The sequence below is a fragment of the Flavobacterium sp. IMCC34518 genome (assembly GCF_027111095.2).
GTDB lineage: Bacteria > Bacteroidota > Bacteroidia > Flavobacteriales > Flavobacteriaceae > Flavobacterium > Flavobacterium praedii.
On sequence record NZ_CP114284.2, the window covers coordinates 3,391,875 to 3,413,160 of the forward strand.

Annotated in this window: 12 protein-coding genes; 7 read left to right on the top strand and 5 right to left on the bottom strand. The window is 33.2% G+C overall.

Annotation, left to right across the window (positions count from 1 at the left end; genetic code table 11):
* Positions 1-454: 454 nt before the first annotated feature.
* Both OZP06_RS14640 and OZP06_RS14645 read left to right on the top strand, forming a co-directional pair.
* Entirely contained in the window at positions 455-2,386 is a 1,932-nt protein-coding gene (locus tag OZP06_RS14640) for an amino acid permease (RefSeq protein ID WP_281323904.1), read from the top strand.
* 379 nt (positions 2,387-2,765) lie between these two features.
* Positions 2,766-2,993 (top strand): CDGSH iron-sulfur domain-containing protein, encoded by a 228-nt coding sequence (locus OZP06_RS14645; RefSeq protein ID WP_269222520.1) that lies wholly within the window; start codon positions 2,766-2,768, stop codon positions 2,991-2,993.
* A 76-nt stretch (positions 2,994-3,069) separates the two neighbouring features.
* Here the strand turns inward: OZP06_RS14645 and OZP06_RS14650 are convergent, their stop codons facing one another.
* Positions 3,070-4,272, bottom strand: coding sequence for an aminotransferase class I/II-fold pyridoxal phosphate-dependent enzyme (locus OZP06_RS14650; protein WP_281323905.1), 1,203 nt, complete (start codon positions 4,270-4,272; stop codon positions 3,070-3,072).
* 445 nt (positions 4,273-4,717) lie between these two features.
* Here OZP06_RS14650 and OZP06_RS14655 point away from each other — a divergent pair, with 445 nt between their 5' ends.
* Entirely contained in the window at positions 4,718-5,176 is a 459-nt protein-coding gene (locus OZP06_RS14655) for an Lrp/AsnC family transcriptional regulator (RefSeq protein ID WP_269222521.1), read from the top strand.
* A gap of 329 nt (positions 5,177-5,505) precedes the next feature.
* Here the strand turns inward: OZP06_RS14655 and OZP06_RS14660 are convergent, their stop codons facing one another.
* Positions 5,506-8,325 (bottom strand): starch-binding protein, encoded by a 2,820-nt coding sequence (locus OZP06_RS14660; RefSeq protein WP_281323906.1) that lies wholly within the window; start codon positions 8,323-8,325, stop codon positions 5,506-5,508.
* A gap of 537 nt (positions 8,326-8,862) precedes the next feature.
* Between OZP06_RS14660 and lpdA the strand changes: the two genes are divergently transcribed.
* Positions 8,863-10,266 (top strand): dihydrolipoyl dehydrogenase, encoded by a 1,404-nt coding sequence (gene lpdA / locus OZP06_RS14665; RefSeq protein ID WP_269222523.1) that lies wholly within the window; start codon positions 8,863-8,865, stop codon positions 10,264-10,266.
* A 172-nt stretch (positions 10,267-10,438) separates the two neighbouring features.
* Here the strand turns inward: lpdA and OZP06_RS14670 are convergent, their stop codons facing one another.
* The gene (locus tag OZP06_RS14670; protein ID WP_269222524.1) at positions 10,439-10,816 is read right to left on the bottom strand and encodes a DoxX family protein; all 378 of its coding nucleotides are present in this window, start codon (positions 10,814-10,816) and stop codon (positions 10,439-10,441) included.
* 465 nt (positions 10,817-11,281) lie between these two features.
* On the opposite strand from OZP06_RS14670, the gene OZP06_RS14675 reads away from it, so the two are divergent.
* The 3 genes from OZP06_RS14675 to OZP06_RS14685 all read left to right on the top strand — a co-directional run bounded on the left by OZP06_RS14675 (position 11,282) and on the right by OZP06_RS14685 (position 16,001).
* Positions 11,282-12,571 carry an anthranilate synthase component I family protein gene (locus tag OZP06_RS14675; RefSeq protein WP_281323907.1) on the top strand — a complete coding sequence of 430 codons (1,290 nt, stop codon included), beginning with the start codon at positions 11,282-11,284 and terminating at the stop codon, positions 12,569-12,571.
* 85 nt (positions 12,572-12,656) lie between these two features.
* Positions 12,657-13,967, top strand: a complete 1,311-nt coding sequence (gene tilS / locus OZP06_RS14680; protein WP_281323908.1) for a tRNA lysidine(34) synthetase TilS — start codon at positions 12,657-12,659, stop codon at positions 13,965-13,967.
* A 9-nt stretch (positions 13,968-13,976) separates the two neighbouring features.
* The gene (locus OZP06_RS14685; protein ID WP_281323909.1) at positions 13,977-16,001 is read left to right on the top strand and encodes a thioredoxin family protein; all 2,025 of its coding nucleotides are present in this window, start codon (positions 13,977-13,979) and stop codon (positions 15,999-16,001) included.
* A gap of 55 nt (positions 16,002-16,056) precedes the next feature.
* Here OZP06_RS14685 and OZP06_RS14690 read toward each other — a convergent pair whose 3' ends face one another.
* Positions 16,057-18,954, bottom strand: coding sequence for an aminotransferase class III-fold pyridoxal phosphate-dependent enzyme (locus OZP06_RS14690; protein ID WP_281323910.1), 2,898 nt, complete (start codon positions 18,952-18,954; stop codon positions 16,057-16,059).
* A gap of 493 nt (positions 18,955-19,447) precedes the next feature.
* Positions 19,448-20,773 (bottom strand): ammonium transporter, encoded by a 1,326-nt coding sequence (locus OZP06_RS14695; protein ID WP_269222526.1) that lies wholly within the window; start codon positions 20,771-20,773, stop codon positions 19,448-19,450.
* Positions 20,774-21,286: the final 513 nt, after the last annotated feature.

Sequence of the window (21,286 nt, forward strand, 5' to 3'; positions counted from 1 at the left end):
GTAAAAGAACTGGGATTCAAAACATCAACAATGGGATTGTCTGGTTTATCTATTTTGAGAAGTCCTGTATCGATAACATAAGTCCTGCCTCTTGAATTAATATAATATTAAAAACAAACACTTTTTTCTTAACACAATAAAAATATTCGCTTAATACGGTATTCTCTTTTCGTATTTATTAAGTTTCATTTTACAAAATATAGAATTTTTATTTGTTTTTTAGTAAAATTTGAATTTAATTTTGTTTTATAGTCTTTTTTAAATGTATATTTGACTTTTTTTAAGGTAAAAAAGAGAAATATTGTATTTATATCCCAATTTTATAAAAAATTAAAATCTTAAGATTAAAGATTGAATTTGTTTTATATATTTGAACTTTAATATTTTTTCTTTTTTATTAAAAAAATATTGCAAATAATACAAAAAAATAGTTTTTAACGGTAAAATTTACAACATGGCATTAAAAGGGCTTTTTAGAAAAAAAACAGTTCAAGATATTTTAAAACAAGTCGAGAAAAACAATTTAGATGGGCATGATGCACTAGGAAAACATTTAACTGCCAAAGATTTAACTGCGTTTGGTATTGCTGCTATTGTTGGAGCAGGTATTTTTAGTACAATTGGGAAGGCTAGTTTTGATGGTGGGCCTGCTGTAATTTTCTTGTTTTTGTTTACTGCAATTGCCTGTAGTTTTGCTGCTTTTGCTTATGCCGAATTTGCTTCGATGGTTCCCGTGTCTGGAAGTGCTTATACCTATTCTTATGTAGCTTTTGGCGAATTAATCGCTTGGATTATTGGTTGGGCACTTATTATGGAATATTCTGTCGGAAATATTACGGTAGCAATTTCATGGAGTGATTATTTTACCGGATTGCTCTCCAGTGGTGGTATCGATTTGCCGCAATGGGTGCAAATGGATTACTTAACGGCTTCAAATGGTTTTAAAGATGCTACTGCTTTAATGGAAGCTGGTAAAACATTTGAAAATTTAAGCTCAGGAATGCAAAATGCCTATACCGCTTGGACTACTTCACCAGTTATTGGTTCTTTTCATTTTGTTGCCGATTTACCTGCTTTACTGATTATTGTTTTGATTACTGCCCTTATTTATCGCGGTATGAAAGAATCGCGTAATGCGAGTAATATCATGGTTGTTGTTAAACTGTGTATTGTTCTATTGGTAATTGCTGTTGGAATCTTTTATGTAGATACTACTAATTGGCACCCTTTTGCGCCAAATGGAGTTTCTGGAGTTTTAAAAGGGGTTTCTGCCGTGTTTTTTGCTTATATTGGTTTTGATGCTATTTCGACAACTGCCGAGGAATGTAAAGATCCACAACGTGATTTGCCTCGTGGAATGATGTGGGCAATTATTATATGTACGATTCTATATATTGCAATTTCATTGGTATTAACGGGTATGGTCAGTTATAATACTCTAAATGTTGGTGATCCGTTGGCTTTTGTTTTTGATCAATTGGATTTAAAATGGATGTCAGGAATTATTGCAGTAAGTGCTGTTGTTGCAATGGCTAGTGTTTTATTGGTTTTTCAAATGGGACAACCTCGTATATGGATGAGCATGAGTCGTGATGGTTTGTTGCCAAAACGCTTTTCAACGGTTCATCCAAAATTCAAAACTCCTTCTTATGCTACAATTGTTACAGGTTTTGTAGTTGCTGTTCCTGCATTGTTTATGAATTTGACTATGGTAACAGACTTATGTAGTATAGGAACATTATTTGCCTTTGTTTTGGTTTGTGCTGGTGTTTTGGCTTTGCAAAATAGAACCGATATTCCAAGGGGTAAATTTAAAACACCTTATATCAATTCAAAATATATTTTTCCTTTGTTGATTGTTGTTGCATTAATCTTTTCTTTTGGATATAATAAAAAAGCAACAATGGGTTTTATTACCAACGAAACCAAAACCAATGATTCTGAATTTATTATTACTTCTTTAAATAAAGAGGAAACTCAAAAAGTATACAATTATTTAGTAAGTATTGAAGGTAAAACTAATGCTACTGAAAAACTAGATGTGGAGCATTTATTAAGTCAATATCAAGAAGATGACGCTAAATATGAATCAGTTGTTGCTGGATTGCCTATTTCTGATTCTATAAAATATGAAAGTGGTTTTGATTTGTTTAAACATAAAATTCCAATGTGGATTTTCCTTTTCGTAATTGTTGGATTGGTTTTTTGGTCCTACAAAGAGAACTTGTCTTTAATTCCGCTTTTGGGTTTAATCTGTTGTTTGTATATGATGGCGGAATTGAGCGTTTGGAATTGGATATACTTTGGAATTTGGTTAATGATAGGTTTAGTGATTTACTTTAGTTTCAGTCGCAAAAACAGTAAATTAAACATTCAAGAATCATAATCGAAAGATAATTACAAAAATTGGCACTACCAATTGTTTGGGTTTTATCAAATAGGACTTATTTAAGAATGAAATATTAAAAGAAAACAAATCAAGGAATTAAGATTCATAAAGGTTACAATGGCTTAATGAATCTTAATTCCTTAATTGTTTAGAGTTTTAAATTTAATCTTAAATTTAAAAACTCACACAATTCGTAGTAAACCTAAAAATTAATCTCCGTTTCATATTTATTTTGGAACGGTTTTTTTTTGAGTTAATTTGTTTTAAATAAATAGGGGTAAAGAATAAATAAGATGTTTTGATAAAAATGTTTATTATTGCTAAACTATCAAAATATATTTTGCAATCTTTGAACTCTAAACAAATAAATACGATTATGGGAAAAACTAAACTGACAATCAATAAAAATGGTTCTTTGAAAATTGAAGGAGATTTTGAAATAGTAGACCAAGACGGGAACGTTTATGGCTTGCAAGGAAGAGAAACATTGGGACTTTGTCGTTGTGGTTTATCTGCCAATAAACCTTTTTGTGATGGTTCACATCGTAATGGTTTTGAACATGATGCAAAAGCATTTGACTTACCGCCAATGAAAACAAAATAGATTTTTTCTGTTTTGTCTAATAAAAAAAGCTGCATTTTCAATAATGCAGCTTTTTTTTACTTTTTTCTGTCTTAGCCTACAAAACGGTAAGTTCCACTAAACACGCTTTCATCATTTGGTAAGTTCGTTCAATATCATTATCCAATCCAATAGAAAAACGAATTAATCCATCTGTCAATCCCATTTCGTGTTGCTCTTCCAATGGAATTTCGGATGAAGTTGATGTTCCGGGTGCACTAAATAATGTTTTATAAAACCCTAAGCTCACTGCTAGGTAGCCTAGATTGCGCGCTTGCATTAACTCCATTACCGCGTTGGCTTTTTCCAAAGTTCCAACATCAAGCGTCATCATGCCTCCAAACCCATATTCGGGATTGATCATACCAGCATATAATTCGTGACTTGGGTGACTTTTTAAGCCAGGGTACACCGTTTTGATTCCGTCTTTTTCGAATCGCTCGGCTAAGAATTGGGCATTGTAGCTGTGTTGTTTCATTCGGATATGCAAGGTTCGCAGGTTTTTCATTACACTGGCCGAGCGCAAACTGTCCATTGTTGGGCCTAATAACATACTCGCACCAGAGTTAACATTTTTCAAACTGTCAATAAATATTCTAGAGGCACAGGTAACGCCACCCAATGTATCGCTGCTGCCATTTATGTACTTAGTCAAACTATGAATCACAATATCGGCACCCAATCGTGCGGGAGAAACCGATAAGGGTGAGAATGTATTGTCTACTACAAAAGTCAAATTGTGTTTTTTTGCTATTTTAGATAAACGAGCTATATCGGCTACTTCAAGTAATGGATTGCTGACTGTTTCACAATACAAAACTTTAGTTTGTGGAGTAATTGCTGCCTCTATTAGATCTAGTTTTGTGATATCTACAAAGGTGGTTTGGACTCCAAATCGTGAAATAAAGTTTTTAAGAAAAGCATATGTACCACCATAAATAGTTCGGCTCGAAACAATATGATCCCCAGCACCACACAATTGCAAAAGAGTAGGAGTAATGGCGCCCATTCCCGAAGCGGATACATTGGCCGATTGGGTTCCTTCCATTGCGGCAAGAGCTTTGTCCAAATATAAATTACTTGGTGACGAGTGGCGAGAATACAAATAACAGCCTTCCATATTGCCTTCAAAAGTGTCAAACATGGTTTTGGCCGAAAGAAACGTATAGGTTGATGAATCCGAGATAGAAGGATTTACCCCGCCAAATTCACCAAAGTATTGCAAATCCTGAATATTGTCTGCTGGATTGAAATTTTTCATGTTTTTATTTATTTAATTATTTCATTACTAGGTATGTAGTAATCTGGAGCTATTCCCGCTATCCGTTGCAATCTCCCGAAAAAAAGCGGGAGGATTTTCACTACTATCGGGGCTAGGGCTTTTCGTTGTTAATTCTACTTCAAAATAAAAAAAGTTTAGATAATTAGTCAATACATGGAGTAAATATTAGATTATAAAACTATTGAAAATCATTTATTTAAATTATATTTCTAAATTTGTTATTAAAATAAGAGGCAGATAGATTTTATTTCATTTTTTAATTAGTGATTAGTAGACAGTGGTCGGTGGTCAGTATTCAGTAGTATGATCAGAAGCAATAATCAGAAAGCTAAAATTGAGAATTCAACAAAGCTCATAATTTTTAACTCATAACCAATAACCCATAACCCATAACCCAAAACCGATAACTCAAAACCAAAAAAAAATGACACTCGACTCCACCGACAAAAAACTATTGCATTTATTGCAAAAAGATTGCAAACAAACCACAAAAGAATTATCTCTTAAACTCAATCTTTCTGTAACAGCTGTCTATGAACGGATAAAAAAATTAGAAAGAGAAGGGATTATAGATAAATATGTGGTTTTGCTTAACCATTCAAAAATCGAAAAGGGATTTGTTGTTTTTTGTCATCTCAAATTGATTCAACACACCATTGAATTTATATCCAAGTTTGAAAGCGAAGTGGTCAAACTCAAGGAAGTATTGGAATGTCATCATGTAAGCGGTGATTATGACTATATTTTAAAGATTGTGGTCAAAGATATGGAGGCCTATCGCGAATTTTTGGTTACCAAATTGACTACTTTGCAGCATATTGGTAGTACACACAGTACGTTTATGATCAGCGAAGTAAAATACACTACAGTTGTTGAGGTGTAATATTTAATGTTTTTTCTATTAATTTTTCGTCTTATTTACTCAATAAACCAGCAAATGTTGATTGTTAGTAGAATCGAATTTAATTCATTAGAGGGGTTTGGGACAATGTCAACTTAGCGTCTTCGCGTCTCTGCGAGAGTTATATTTTAAAAACCCTAGTAAGAAATCCTTAACTTAATGGTATTGGGATTAGGAGCAGTGTTTTTCTTTAAAGTGCAACTATTTCATTTTGAAAATTTTGTTTAAAAGTATTCACAGTCATTTAAAATAAACATTAAAAAAAAAGAGACAACTAATTAAAGTTTGTCTCTTTTTTCAGGGCAAAAAGGTTATTTTTTAATCACTTGTTTGAAGATGGTTTTTTTATCTTCAGTAATCATCTTTAGATTGTAAATTCCTGTCGGCAAATCTCCTAATTCTATTTTTTGATTGTCTATGGCTTGAAACGAAACCAAAGTGCCTCTCATATCAAATATTCCAACTTCCTTAATTATTTCTTTTGATTGAATTAGTACTGTACCAAAAGTAGGATTAGGGTAAAGGCTTATATTTTCTTTAATCAATACATTCTCATTTTGAGAAAGAACAACTTCTTTATAGGATGAATCATACCATTTGTCTGATGTTATTCCTGTTAAATCTGGACTTTGTGCGTTACCCGCTTCGTTTCTTAAAATTAGGTTTATTGATGTAACACCTGGAAAAGTATATTTAAACCATCCATCTGTTGTTGCAGTCATGGCTTCAGATTGTGTCCAAGTAATTGTTGGAACGCTACCTGTTGGTGCTGCAGCCCAATAATAGATTTTTGGAGTTCCCCAAGCGGTTGTTGGTTTAAAATAAATTGTAATAGGAGTAATGTTTCCTCCAATTGTGAACTTTTGGCTGGCCGTAGTTTGATTACCTTCTATGTCAATTGCCAAAACGTTGAACGTAGTGGTTGTGGTAATATTTATGGTTTTTGTCGATGTAAAAGTAGCAGATAATGTTGTTGGAGTACTTCCATCTGTCGTGTAATATACTTTTGGATTAGGATCTGTAGAATCAGTAGCCGCAATAGTAACATCTAATGGTATTGCCGAGTAATTTGTACTAGGTGCAAAAGTTACTTTTGGCGCTACGTCTAAATTTTTACCAACCCAAACATGTTGAATTTTAGATTTTGTGATATTCCCTTTTTTATCGGTTACTTCTACGTAATAATCAACAAGCTTTTCAGATAGACCAGCAATTTCTGCAGAATATTGATTGGCAATAACATCTGGAAGCATGTATAAATCAGCCTGAGTATTGCTTGTTATATTTCCTTTTGGAAAAACCCTTTCGGTCATTGGTAACGTGATCCAATTCCCAACTTCGTTACCTCCTGCATAAATTTCGTTGTGATTTGAGCCTGGGTTATTTTTACCATCTGTATCAATACGGTATTTTAATTCCGATTTTTGAATACCGCTGACATCATAAGCAAAAGTATAAACGGTAAAATCGGCAGAGTTTAGAAATGCTTTGTAGGCATATGGTGCTCCAAAACCCATTTCTCCAGGATTATATGGCCAACGTTGTGGAATAAATACGGAAGGTTTTGTGTTATCTACACCTGGATGGGCATCGATGGTTGGTTTAGCAAATTCTACACATCGGTTTACTGCAAGTGTGGTTTTTATTTCCAAATCTTCAGCAAGACCATAATAAGCGTTTCCACTATCGTAACCAGCCATCAGGAAATGCCATGCTTTTTCGGCTGGGCTTACTGCAGCTGTTGGATTTACAATTTCACTCATGCGAAGCGCATTCCCTTCTAATTGTTCTGCCATGATTGCATGATTTTCTCCAGCGGTAGTTATAGCTTGGTTCATCATGTCTTCTGTCCACCCCGTTGGATTGAATTTGTAGGTTGTTGTGTTGTAAAATGGCCACAACCAGTTTGTAAATTGAGGATGACCAAAATCACCATCAGCATTTACCCATGCTCCATCTTCGACATGTACTACTTCAGAGTCAGCTACGGGATGATCCTTCAAATATTGTGGAATAGTTGTAGGGATTATTCCTTTTGTTGACGCAGCATGAGAAAAGCCTTTTACAGATTCATCATAATACGAAGATCCGCCACCCCAAGCATTATCTCCGTCGTGGGCAAACAAAACAAGAGGAGGTCTTGGGGAAGAAGATGCTTTTGCAACTATTGGATCTACTAATGTCGTGCCAATTGCGGCGTAACCGTCCTCATAACTTTCATAATCAGCCATAGGCACCACAGTTATTTTGTATTCTTGTGCAGTTTCTGGATCAATATATTTTGATTTGTATGGTAAATAACTATATGGGATTGCAAATTGCCCTCCACGTGCATCTTTTTGAGCAGAAAGCCAGTCGTTTCCTTTTGTGTCTACTTGATCTGCTTTGTTGGGAATGTCGCACATGGTACCGCCGGTACCATATTTTAAAGGATAGTCTGAAAGTGTTCTCGATAAATGACTATTGGCAATTACAGACCATTCAATGCCACATTCAGTTAATGTTTTTATTATTCTTTCAGAAAAAGCGCATTCTGCAGGCCAATACCCCTTTGAATCATGTGAACCAAATAATTGAGTGGAGTAATATTGGTGTGCTAAAATTTCTTTTTTTAATGATTCATCGCTTAACAAAGGAGATAGGGCGTGGTGCATTGTAAAAGATACCATTTCCATACGTGGAAAACCACCGGATGTTTTCCAGCTTTTGGCGTCTTTTATATTCTGAATCCAAGCTGGACTATATCCCCACTGATTGGCTTGTGCAAGCTCATTTACATTTTCTAATAAGGAACCTCCATATGTGATTTGTGCTCCGGCCTCAGGTAAATCTTTGATGGAATTGATAGCATTTTTTGGAGCGAATTGATAGGCTGCCACACGGTCTCCTGCACCAAAAATCTCTTGTAAGTTGTTTGTAGGGTGCGCTAATCCATTTTTGTCATTATTCGCTCCAGATATTTTTAAATCTTGCGATTCTTTGACAATTTGGTATCTGTTTGGATTTTTTTTACTGATGTCTCCCCAGTAAGTTGGCTGGTGCAAATGCCAAAGATAAGATGTATGAACTTGAGCTTGTGCGCAAAAAAAAGTAGATAAAAACAGAAATAGTAGTAGTAAATTTTTATTCATGGTTTTTTGGTATTTGATAGTTTTTTGGGGTCTTTTTTTTATAAAATTAAAAAAATTAACATATTATTTGTAAGTTTTGTTTTTTAGATTATTACTATTACGTTATAGTGTTTGTAACTTTATTTTTTGTAACAAAAAAATGAATACTGTTTTAAATTTAAAACCGAAACATCGGATTTAAATTTAATTTTAGATGCATAAGTAATTTATTTGTAATTAAAAGTCCAAAGCCAAATAATATAATGCAGTTATAGTATAAATAGTTTATTTTTATTGGATTATATAGAATGCATAAGCGGTATTGATAGTTTTTTTTCAATTTAATTGTATTTTAAGGTTGATTAGCTTAAAAAAAGAGTACTACATTTTTTAAAAAAAGTAGTTTGATTTGAAATCTTGATTTATTGTATTATTTAATGACTTTATAGATTATCCTTACTGTATTCGTTATAATTCGAACAAAAAACCTCAAAAAATAAAGTTTAAACAAAACTTTATTCCTTAATTTTGCAACACTAAAAATAAAAAATAGATACTATGAGTTCATTTGACGTAGTCATTATAGGTTCTGGGCCAGGAGGATATGTTTCAGCTATTCGTTGTGCACAATTGGGTTTCAAAACTGCCATTATAGAAAAATACTCCACTCTTGGTGGTACTTGTCTTAATGTTGGATGTATTCCATCAAAAGCATTGTTGTCATCTTCTCATCATTATTCAGAAATTAAACATTTTGCTGATCATGGAATTGAAGTTTCAGGAGAAGTAAAAGTAAATTTGGAGAAAATGATTGCCCGCAAACAAAGCGTAGTTGATCAAACATCAGGAGGGATTAATTTCTTGATGGACAAAAATAAAGTAACCGTTTTTAATGGTTTAGGATCTTTTGTAGATGCTACTCATGTTGCCATTGCAAAAGCTGATGGAACTTCTGAAACGATTGAAGCTGCAACTATTATTATAGCGACTGGTTCAAAACCATCTTCTTTGCCTTTTATTAAAATTGATAAAGAAAGAATCATCACTTCGACAGAAGCATTAGCTCTGAAGGAAGTTCCTAAACACCTTGTTATTATTGGTGGCGGGGTTATTGGTATTGAATTAGGTCAAGTATATTTACGATTGGGAGCGCAAGTTTCGGTTGTTGAATTCATGGACAGAATCATTCCAGGGATGGATGGTGCTTTGTCTAAAGAATTGACGAAAGTCTTGAAAAAACAAGGAATGAAATTCTACGTTTCGCATAAAGTGAAATCAGTAGAAAGAAATGGTGATGCTGTGATTGTACAAGCTGAAAACGCAAAAGGAGAAACTATTACTCTAGAGGGCGATTATTCTCTAGTTTCTGTTGGTCGTCGTCCGTATACCGATGGATTGAATGCCGATAAAGCTGGAGTAAAAATCTCCGATAGAGGACAAGTAGAGGTAAACGATCATTTGCAAACTTCTACACCAAATATTTATGCTATTGGTGATGTGGTTCGTGGTGCAATGTTAGCTCACAAAGCCGAAGAAGAAGGAACTATGGTTGCTGAAATTATAGCGGGTCAAAAACCGCATATTGATTACAATTTGATTCCAGGTGTAGTTTATACTTGGCCAGAAGTGGCTGCTGTAGGTCAAACAGAGGAACAATTGAAAGCCTCTGGAGTAGCATACAAAGTAGGAAGTTTTCCATTCAAAGCGTTAGGGCGTGCTCGTGCAAGTGGAGATCTTGACGGATTTGTAAAAATTCTTGCTGATGCCAAAACCGATGAAGTTCTAGGAGTACACATGATTGGTGCCAGAACAGCTGATTTAATTGCTGAGGCTGTTACTGCAATGGAATTCAAAGCCTCTGCCGAAGATATATCCAGAATGTCACACGCGCATCCTACTTTTGCGGAAGCGATAAAAGAAGCAGCATTGGCAGCTACGGATAATAGAGCTTTACACGTATAGTTTTTGATTTTATATTGTAAAACCCCAATAGATTTTATGCACTATTGGGGTTTTTGATTTTTAAAAGAAGGATTCTAAAGTGCTATAAATTATACAATCAGAATTTGTTTGATAGTCGATATAGTAAGCAGTATTATAATTTTTTTTTTTTTTTTTGCTACTAATATATTGTTTAAGCAACAAAAAGATGTTTATAATTTTTCCAATAGGCATAAAAAATGACTAAACTTCCTGAAAATATAAAAATAGAGATGGCAAATCCAATTGGTGATGCAGTAAAATAATTAATGAATAAAATGTTTATCGTAACGGGAAGTACTATAATATTGGACAAAGTTACATATCGTTTTGAAAGAAAGGATAGACCGCAAATGAATTCAACAACTTTGGTGATTGGCGTTAGGTATGTCGAAGGAATTAATCCGATTTCAATTGCTTTAAAATTCCCTGTGTTTTCGAGTTCAGGTATTAGGTTGAAAAAGTAACAAACAGGTAAAGAGATCAATATTAGACCAAGTGTGATTCGGAAAAAAAGAATAACATTTTTCATAGCAAAATTATTTTTGGTTAAATGTCTAGAGAACTATTTTTTTTTTTGACAATTGTATAGAAAAAAAACTATTAATAGCTTTCTCTGAATAAAAGCTATTTCCATTTCACTATCAAATATAAGTAATTTTGTTAAAATTTTCAGTAATTAGAATGATTTTATTTGTTATAACATATTGCAATAAAGCAGTTTAATGTCTTTTATTTTTAGAAAAATTATCTTTTTTAAACCAAATTTAATTTTTAATTAATACTAATGAAAAAGAAATTACCAAACGATATTTGTTTGTTTCTTTAATAGTATGTGTTTTACTTTGATTTTAAATATTACTTAATAAAAAAAAGGAATAATTTTAATGATTACTCTTTTTTTATATTTATTCAACAGAGCAATAGTTTTATGAAACTTCTTGTTGAGAAGCGACTTTTTTTATTGTAATTTTGAAGTCCATAAATAGTTTATTTTTTGAGAACCTCCATATACAAATTTATTGAGCAACCCTTGCAGTTTAAGCAACAACTTATAGCTTGGGCACAACAGTTTCGTGAAATAACTTTCTTGGATAGTAATTCATTTTCAGACGAATATTCAAGTTATGATTACGTATTAGCTGTCGATGCATTTACTTCAATAAAAACCGATTACCACAGTGCTTTTGAAGATTTAAAACAATACCAACAAACCACTAAAGATTGGTTGTTTGGTTATTTGTCGTATGATTTGAAAAATGATGTGGAGCATTTGCAATCCAATAATTATGATGGTTTAGATTTTTCGGATTTATTCTTTTTCCAGCCTAAAAAACTTTTTTTATGCAAAGGAAATCAACTGGAAATTAAATATCTCAACATGTGTGATGATGAAGTTGAAGCTGATTTTAATGACATTGTCAAAAGGGAAATATCAAAAGGTGAAAGCAAAGGTAAATTAACTATTAACCAGCGTATTTCAAAAGAGAATTATATTAAAAAAGTTGATAAATTACTGGGTCATGTTCATCAGGGGGATTTGTATGAAGCCAATTTTTGTATGGAGTTTTATGCCGAAAATGCATGTATTAATCCTTTAGATAAATTCATTAAACTGAATGCTATTTCTAAAGCTCCGTTTGCTGTTTTTTTTAAAAATAATATGCAATATTTACTTTCAGCTTCTCCAGAACGGTATTTGAAAAAAGAAAGAGAAAACTTAATTTCTCAGCCAATAAAAGGAACAGCCAAACGATTTTTGGATCCGCTGGAAGACGAAAAATCTAAAAATGATCTGGCTTCAGATCCAAAAGAGCGTGCCGAAAATATTATGATCACCGACTTGGTTCGGAATGATTTATCGCATACAGCTCAAAAAGCAACGGTGACGGTAAAAGAGCTTTGTGGAATTTATTCTTTCTTACAAGTGCATCAAATGATTTCTACGATTACTTCAAAAATGGATCCACAATATACCGCTGTTGATGCTTTGAAAACTACATTTCCGATGGGAAGTATGACTGGAGCTCCTAAATATGCCACTATGAAAATTATCGAAGGGCTTGAGGAAACCAAACGCGGATTATACTCTGGTGCGGTTGGGTATTTTGCACCCAACGGCGATTTTGATTTCAATGTAGTAATTCGAAGTATTTTGTATAATAAAGAAAATCAATACGTTTCATTTTCAGTTGGAAGTGCAATAACTTCATTGTCGGTTCCAGAAAAAGAATATGAAGAATGTCTGCTTAAAGCCAAAGCAATGCTGGAAGTTTTGCAAGAATAGAGCGGTTTTATTTCAAGGTATTTTGATTTTTGTTTTCAAGCTTAGTCCGATTTTAAATCTTAATAATAATGAGTATTTTTGATAAATGAAAAATGCACTTCAAAATCATATCGATACAGAAATTCCTTTTTTGAAACAAAAAAAACTATTACTAGCAGTAAGTGGAGGGTTAGATAGTATGGTATTGTTGCATCTGTTTAAGGAACTAAAATACGAAATTGCAATAGCACATTGTAATTTTCAGCTTCGAGGTATTGAAAGTTTTGGAGATCAAAAATTTATTCAAGATTATGCTGAGGTACATTCGATTCCTATTTATGTAACTCAATTTGATACCATTGCTTTTGCCAAAGATTATAAGTTATCGACTCAAGTAGCTGCTCGAGAATTGCGCTACAATTGGTTTTATGAGTTGATGGATACGGAGAATTATGATTATGTGCTGACAGCACATCATGCCGATGATAATCTGGAAACTTTCTTGATTAACCTTACGAGAGGAACTGGATTGGAGGGATTAACCGGTATTCCTGAGCAAAATGACAAAATTATTCGGCCCTTATTATATTTTTCTCGAAACGAAATTGACAATTATGCCAAAGAGCAGACTATTTCTTGGAGAGAAGATAGTAGTAATGCATCGGATAAATATTTAAGAAATAAAATAAGGCATCATTTAATTCCTGTACTGAAAGAATTGAATCCCAGTTTTATAACTTCCTTTTTGAAAACCGAAAGTTATCTGCAGGAATCATTGGTAATGGTTGAAGATGCTGCAATTATGGTCTATCAGCAAGTGGCAAAAGAAGATGGAGATCTAATCTATTTTGATTTGGTTAAATTGTTGCAATTGCCAAATTATAAATCGTATTTGTATCAATGGTTGAAAGAATTTGGTTTTACTGCATGGGACGATATTTATGATTTGGTTGAAAGCCAATCGGGAAAACAGATTTTCACCAATGGTTTTCGATTACTCAAAGATAGAGATTCGTTGGTTTTGGTACCAATTGAAGATTCGGAAATAGAGGAGGATTTTTATATTGATGAATGCCAAAAAGAAGTTAAGATTCCCTTAAATATCACGTTTTGTAAAGTATCTGACATTTCGATTGCCACAAATAAAACTATCTTTGTCGACGCTGATCAATTGGTTTTTCCGTTGAAGATACGCAAGTGGAAAAATGGTGATATTTTTATTCCTTTTGGAATGGACGGAAAGTCAAAAAAAGTCAGTAAACTTTTTAAAGACGAAAAATTATCCCTTCTTGAAAAAGAAAATGTTTGGATTTTGTGTTCTAATGATCAAATTGTTTGGGTAATTGGAATACGAGCTGATAACCGTTTTAGAATTACAGATTCAACTAAAAATATATTAAAAATTGAATTAATTTAGATTTATATAATGAATAAACTACTATTTATACTTCTTGCTTTTTTTGCTTTCGCCAAAGGAAATGCACAGCTTTTAGATCCTGTAAAATGGAAAACTAAAGTTGAAAAGATATCAGAAACTAATTACATTTTAACTTTTAATGGAGTTATTGAAAAAGAATGGCATTTGTATTCTCAATTTACTCCTGACGGGGGACCGCTGCCATTAGAAATTGTTTTTAAGGATCAAAAAGGAAATTTTGATTTAGTTGGCAAAGCCAAAGAAAGTAAAACAACTACTGCTTTTAATGATATTTTTGGGGTTAATGAAACGTTCTTTCATGATAAAGCCCAAATTCAACAAGAGATTGTAATTGTAAACCAGAAGGTTACTTCTATTCAAGCCGAGTTGAACTATCAGGTTTGTAAAGAGGTTTGCATCAATCTGGAAAAGAAGTTTACGTTCAAAATACCTGTTGTAACAGCGATTTCTGCTACAACACCAGGTTCTGCTTCGGTAAAATTGGATTCATCCAAAGTAGATACTTCAAAAACTGTTGCAGTTGTAAAAGCAGAAACAGCAACTACGGTCGAAAAAAAGGGAGTAGAAATACCAAAATCTAATTCGAAAAGAGGATTGTGGTCGATTTTCTTTATTGCTTTTTTCTCTGGTTTTGCGGCTTTATTGACTCCTTGTGTTTTTCCTATGATTCCAATGACTGTAAGTTTTTTTACCAAACAAAGCAAAACTAGAGCGGCAGGAATTAAAAACGCCATTATTTATGGGGTTTCCATCATATTGATTTATGTGTTATTAGGATTTTTAGTGACTTGGATTTTTGGGGCTGACGCTTTAAATGCTTTGTCAACCAACGTTTGGTTTAATATAATTTTCTTTGTTTTACTTGTGTTTTTTGCAACTTCATTTCTGGGAGCTTTCGAAATTATGTTGCCTCATTCTTGGGCAAACAAAGTAGATAGTCAAGCAGATAGAGGTGGAATTATTGGAATATTGTTCATGGCTTTAGCTTTGGCTATTGTGTCATTTTCATGTACCGGACCAATAGTTGGTACTTTATTGGTAGAAGCGGCTTCCAAAGGTGGAATTGCTCCTATAATTGGTATGCTTGGTTTTTCATTAGCTTTGGCTTTGCCATTTATGTTGTTTGCAATGTTTCCTGGATGGTTAAACTCATTGCCAAAATCGGGTGGATGGTTAAATACAGTCAAAGTGGTTTTGGGATTTCTGGAATTGGCTTTGGCATTTAAATTTTTATCGAATGCAGATTTGGTATTGCAATTACATTTATTGGAAAGAGAAGTGTTCTTGGTAATTTGGATTGCTATTTTTGGAGCATTAGCCTTTTATTTATTCGGAAAAATTACATTACCACATGATAGTCCTTTAAGTCATATTTCAGTAGGGAGATTGTCTTTGGGTTTGATTGTTCTTTCTTTTACGATTTATTTAATTCCTGGTCTTTGGGGTGCACCTCTTAAATTAATTAGTGCATTTCCACCTCCAATGGAATATAGTGAAAGTCCGCTGGGTGTTGGTAGTGTAAATGTAGCCAGTACATCAACAACTATTTTGCCAGATGGGGCCAAATTGGGTCCGCATCAAATTGTTGTGTTTGATGATTATGACAAAGGATTGGCTTATGCCAAAACGGTAAATAAACCCATTATGCTCGATTTTACTGGACATGCCTGTGTAAATTGCCGAAAAATGGAAAACAATGTTTGGTCGGATGCAAGTATTTTGCCGATATTGAATAATGAAGTGGTACTTATTTCTTTATATGTAGATGATAAAAGGCCATTACCAAAATCGGAACAATTTATTTCAAAATCAACAGGTTCAGAAATTGAAACAATTGGAGATAAATGGACTGATTTTATGATCACAAAATACAATACCAACACGCAGCCATTGTATGTTTTGACTGATTTACAGGGAAACTCTTTAAATACAAAACAGCCTACTATAAGTTATGTTTCAGTTGAAGAATATCTTAGTTGGTTAAAAACAGGAATAGCCAATTTTAAAAAATAAATATAAAACCCAATCCTTTAAAAGATTGGGTTTTTTTGTATCGAACGTAAGTGTTTTAATTTTCCATTTTTGTCAAAATCATTCGTAAAGATTCGACCAGAAAAGTTGCATTTTCTTTGGTAAAACACATTGGCGGTTTAATTTTAAGAATATTGTAATAATCTCCTGTAGGGTAAATTATAATACCGTTTTGTTTCATCGCTTCCGACACCCATAATGCTTTTTGACTATCTGGAGTTCTTGATTCCTTATCTTTGACCAGATCTACTCCCAAATACAGAGCGTGTCCGTAAACAGCACCTACAGTTTCGAATTCGTCAATTAGTTTTTCTAATTCTTGTTTTAAGAATTGGCCTACTTCTGCAGCATTTTGTTGTAATTTTTCGTTTTCTATAACATCCAAAACAGTATTCGCAATTTGGCAAGAAACTGGATTACCCGCAAAGGTGTTGAAATAAGTATATTTTTCTTTATAGGCATCAGCAATTTTTCGAGTTGTAATCACTGCCGAAATAGGATGCCCGTTCCCCATGGGTTTTCCTAGAGTAACTATATCTGGCAAAACTTCTTCTTTTTGAAAACCCCAAAAATGACTTCCCATTCTCCCAAAACCAATTTGTACTTCATCTGCTATGCATACGCCACCCGCTTGATGAACAAATTCGTATACTTTTTTTAAATACCCTTTTGGCATTTCTACACCACCACCAGAACCCAATAAAGATTCGGATATGAAAGCGGCAACACCACGTCCTTGAGAATGAATATAGGCTATTTTTTCATCGACATCTTGCGCATAAAGTTCAGCTACATTAGGAGTGTCAGCTTTGTATTTTCCTCTAAATGTATTGGGTTGTAGTAGCGGATGTGTAAAGGGTCGTATGCTTTTGGAAGCAGTGGGATTATCCATCAAGCAGGTACTTATTTCATCTACAGCGGTTGTGTTTCCGTGGTACTCACCATCAATAACTAGTATGTCATTTTGATTGGTGTATGCTCTTGCTAATCGTAAAGCGAGATCGTTGGCCTCGCTTCCAGTACAAGTATAGAAAATCACTTGTAAAGATTCTGGGAAATGGTGTAATAAACGTTCAGCATAATTGATGTTGTCTTCATACAAAAAGCGAGCATTGGTATTCAGTTTTTGAAGTTGCTTGGTGGCTGCTTCCACTATTTTTGGATGAGAATGTCCAATATGTGCCACATTATTTATGGCATCCAAATAGACTTGGCCATCATCTGCAATGAGGTATTGCTGCCAACCACGCACAAGATTCATCGGTTTTTGATAATAGTATTCCTGAGCTTGTTGAATAATTTTGCTTCTGCGTGTTTCTAATGTTTGGTTGTTTATAACATCTTTTTTAGATTTTATTTGTAAAAAGACTACAGGATCAGGACATAGAATTTCCCAACCCATTCTTTCGCTAGGCAGACAATACTTTGGTGCATTTCCAGAAGCGTCTAATTGTATAAAAACATGAGGAGGAAATGGTGAATCTGTTTTCTCGGATGTTATTATTCCTAAAATTTCGCCTTTTTTTAAATTAGTGCCGATTTCTAAATTGGAGGTAATTCCAGAAATATAAATGTAAAAATCACTGGCTTTAAAAATCAGTTTTTCGGTGGTTTGTTTTATAAAAGTACAGTCTGTTGGTGCATAAATTACAGTCTCAATTGGTGCAAAAGTATATATTCCTAAAGATATAGTTTCGGTTTCTTGTGTACTATTTGTGTATGGTTGTATAATTGGAGTATATGCTGCAGTAATTCCGAAACCATTTTTCAGCTTTGATTTGATGTTTTCTTTGCAAGCTTTAGGATTTGTCCATGCCCCATCATTATAAATATCGGAGGATGGACTAATGTCAATTGTTTTAAAGTTTATGGCTTCTTTAAAAAGAGAAGTTATTTTTGTGGTTTCAAAATAAGTGTTTAATTTCTCCACTACTTCACTTTCTAAATTGCAGGCTTTTAGAAAAAGAGCAGTTGCAAAATCATTTTTCGCTAAAGAAAGTTGCTGAAACATTTCGCGATCGGCTATGGCTTGTTTTTTAACATATTCATTATCGGGTTCCATAGATAATTGTCTGGCCGATGCACTTACAATGGTTGCAGACCTCAATTGAATTAATGGATATAACAGTTGGACTTCTTCTTTTGTAATCGGAAAGACTTCGTGATACGCTTTTATTACTTCGTAGGCATCGGCAAATGGGGTTGGACTTCCCGTCATAGCTGATTCTAAAATTAAAACGGCTAATTCTCCGATTGTCCAGGAAAGACAAACATCACCAAAATCAATAATCCCTTGTATTTGACTTCCTGAATTATCGAGTAAAAGGTTGTAACGGGTTAAGTCGGCATGGATGATGCTTCTGCGGACTTTACTAATTTCTGGAACTTTGCTTTTCCAATTTTCCATGATAGACAATATTGTACTTTTTGTTTTTTTATCTTCAACAAAAGTGACCCAATTTTCTAATAATGAAGCCGATTGTTGTAAATCCCATTGCAAAGGTCTTTCGGCAGCTTCATGTGAAAAAGTAGCTAGTTGATTTGAAATTTGTCCAACAAAAGTTCCAATATTTTGTAATAGTTTTTGAGACCGATAAGGAACCGTAGATAACATTGTGCCTTCTAAAAAATTTAAAACTCTCCACCAATGTGATTGGATAAAAAGCATCTGTTTTTCATCTTTAGAATTAATTATTTGGGGAATTGCTATTCCTTGTAGATGATTTAGTGATTTATTTTGAAGATCCAACCAGGATTCTGGAGTTTCTATATTGGCAATTTTAAGCACATATTTATTTCCTTCTGTTGATTTTACTAGAAAATTTTGATCCAAATAACTGTCTAATGGCTTTAAGGATCCTGTGATTCCCCAGTTTTGTTTTAATACCAATAAAGCTTCTTCAGTTGTGAATTCAGGACATGTGGAAATATTCATATAGAGTTATTTTATAAAATGATAATATGTAAAATTTTTATAAAATAAATGAATATTTGTTTCTTTTACAAATAAAATATAAATTATTGTAAAATTGTTAATATTTATTACTTGCGTTGAAAATAATTGAACGAAAAAGCATGTGTTTTTTAGTTTTAAATTTTAAAATTGGTATTTAAAGCTGCTTAATCCTTGATTCCGTATTAAAATTTACGATATCTGAATTCTTTTTTAAAAGCAAAAAAATACTTTTATTTATTAAATCAATAGATAAAAGTAATAGTTCATTGGTTGCTATTTGTTCTGGTATTCACTGTATTTTGTTCTCTTCGTTAAAAATAGTTTGTGAACCCTTGTTTTTATAGAATAATCCTGTTTCATTGGAAAGTCTAAGGCATTATTATGGTAAAATATGTTTTTATTTATAAAAAAAAACACTCTAAAATAAATTCTAGAGTGTTTTTGAAAAATGGTTTGGTTAGTGGTTTTTTTTTTAAAGGAATTCTCCGTGTTGAGAGATGTCTAATCCTAATTCTTCTTTTTCTTCGGTAACTCTTAAAGGAGTGATTTTATTTACAATGAAGAATAATGCATATGATACTGTGAAAGCAAATATAGAAACTATAACTAATGCTTTCAATTGGATTAAAAATAATGTAGCATCACCAAAAATTAAACCTTGGTTATCACCTACAATTGGGTTTATGGCTTTTGATGCAAATACACCAGTTAAAAGCATACCTACCATACCTCCAACTCCATGACAAGCAAATACGTCTAAGGCATCATCAATTTTGCCTTTAGGGAATTTACTCACTACAAAGTTACTTATGATACTGGCGATAATACCAATGGCTATTGCGTGAGGAATACTTACGAATCCTGCTGCAGGGGTAATGGCAACCAAACCTACTACTGCTCCTATGGAAGCTCCCATTGCAGAAAGTTTATGTCCAAGGATTTTATCCATAAATACCCATGCCATGGCAGCGGCAGCTGCAGCAACAGTTGTGGTTCCTAATGCTTGAGCAGCAAGACTACTTGCACCTACAGCAGATCCAGCGTTGAAACCAAACCATCCGAACCATAATAAACCAGTTCCTAATAAAACATAAGTGATACGAGCAGGATTTGTTTTTTGTACTTTTCTTTTTCCTAAGAAGATAGCTCCAGCTAAAGCAGCCCAACCAGCACTCATGTGAACCACGGTACCTCCAGCAAAATCTAATACTCCCCATCCGAAGAATAATCCATCAGGATGCCAAGTCATATGACATAATGGAGCGTACACAAATAAAATGAACAATACCATGAATAATAAGTAAGCCCAGAAACGAACTCGTTCAGCAAATGCTCCAGTTATTAATGCAGGAGTAATGATTGCAAATTTTGCTTGAAATAGTGCAAATAAAATGAATGGAATTGTTGGTGCTAGTTCCCAAGCGGTATTTGCACTAACACCTTGAAAGAAAATGTTCGAAGTTGGGTCTCCAATAATACCTCCAATAGAAGGTCCGAAGCACAATCCAAATCCGATTATAACCCATAATACAGTTACTATAACCATTGCCATAAAGCTTTGTAACATGGTACTAATTACATTCTTTTTGCCAACCATCCCTCCGTAAAAGAATCCTAATCCTGGAGTCATTAATAATACAAGAGCTGAGGCAACTATCATCCAAGCAGTGTCTCCTGTGTCTAATTTTAATTCGACAACATGAGCGCCTAATGTTGGAGATTCTACAAAGAAATGAATTGAGAAAATTGATAATACCAGAATGGTGATTAGTATCACACCTAAAATAATTTTTCGCATAGTTTTTGGTTTTAATTTTTTTATAAAAGTATTAAATGTATTGACACGTGCAAAAAAAATAGGGTGTGATGGCGTATTTTTATGAATTTATAATTATATACCCATGAATTTTGAGGGGTAAATATTTTTTGAATGATAAATATAGAATGTGTTAATGAATAGTTAAGTATTTTTTGATAGTTTATTCTTAAATAAGCAAGTATTGGTTGGGATTATCGACTTTTTGGGTAATTGAACGGTAAAAATGTTAATGTTAACTTAATTTTTATTCAGTATTGCATTTTGTATGAAGCTTACTTTATGTTTTTGTGTTTCAAATATTTTAGTTATAATTGAATACTATAAGGGAAATCTTTAGACTAAATGATATGAAATATTGTTTTTAATATCTATCATATCTTTTGAATGATGAAATTGATATTATATTCAATATGTTGTTTTTTTTGTGGAATTGTAGTTAGGAGTATTGCTGGTAAAAAAAAACACCCTAAAATGATTTTTAGAGTGCTTAGA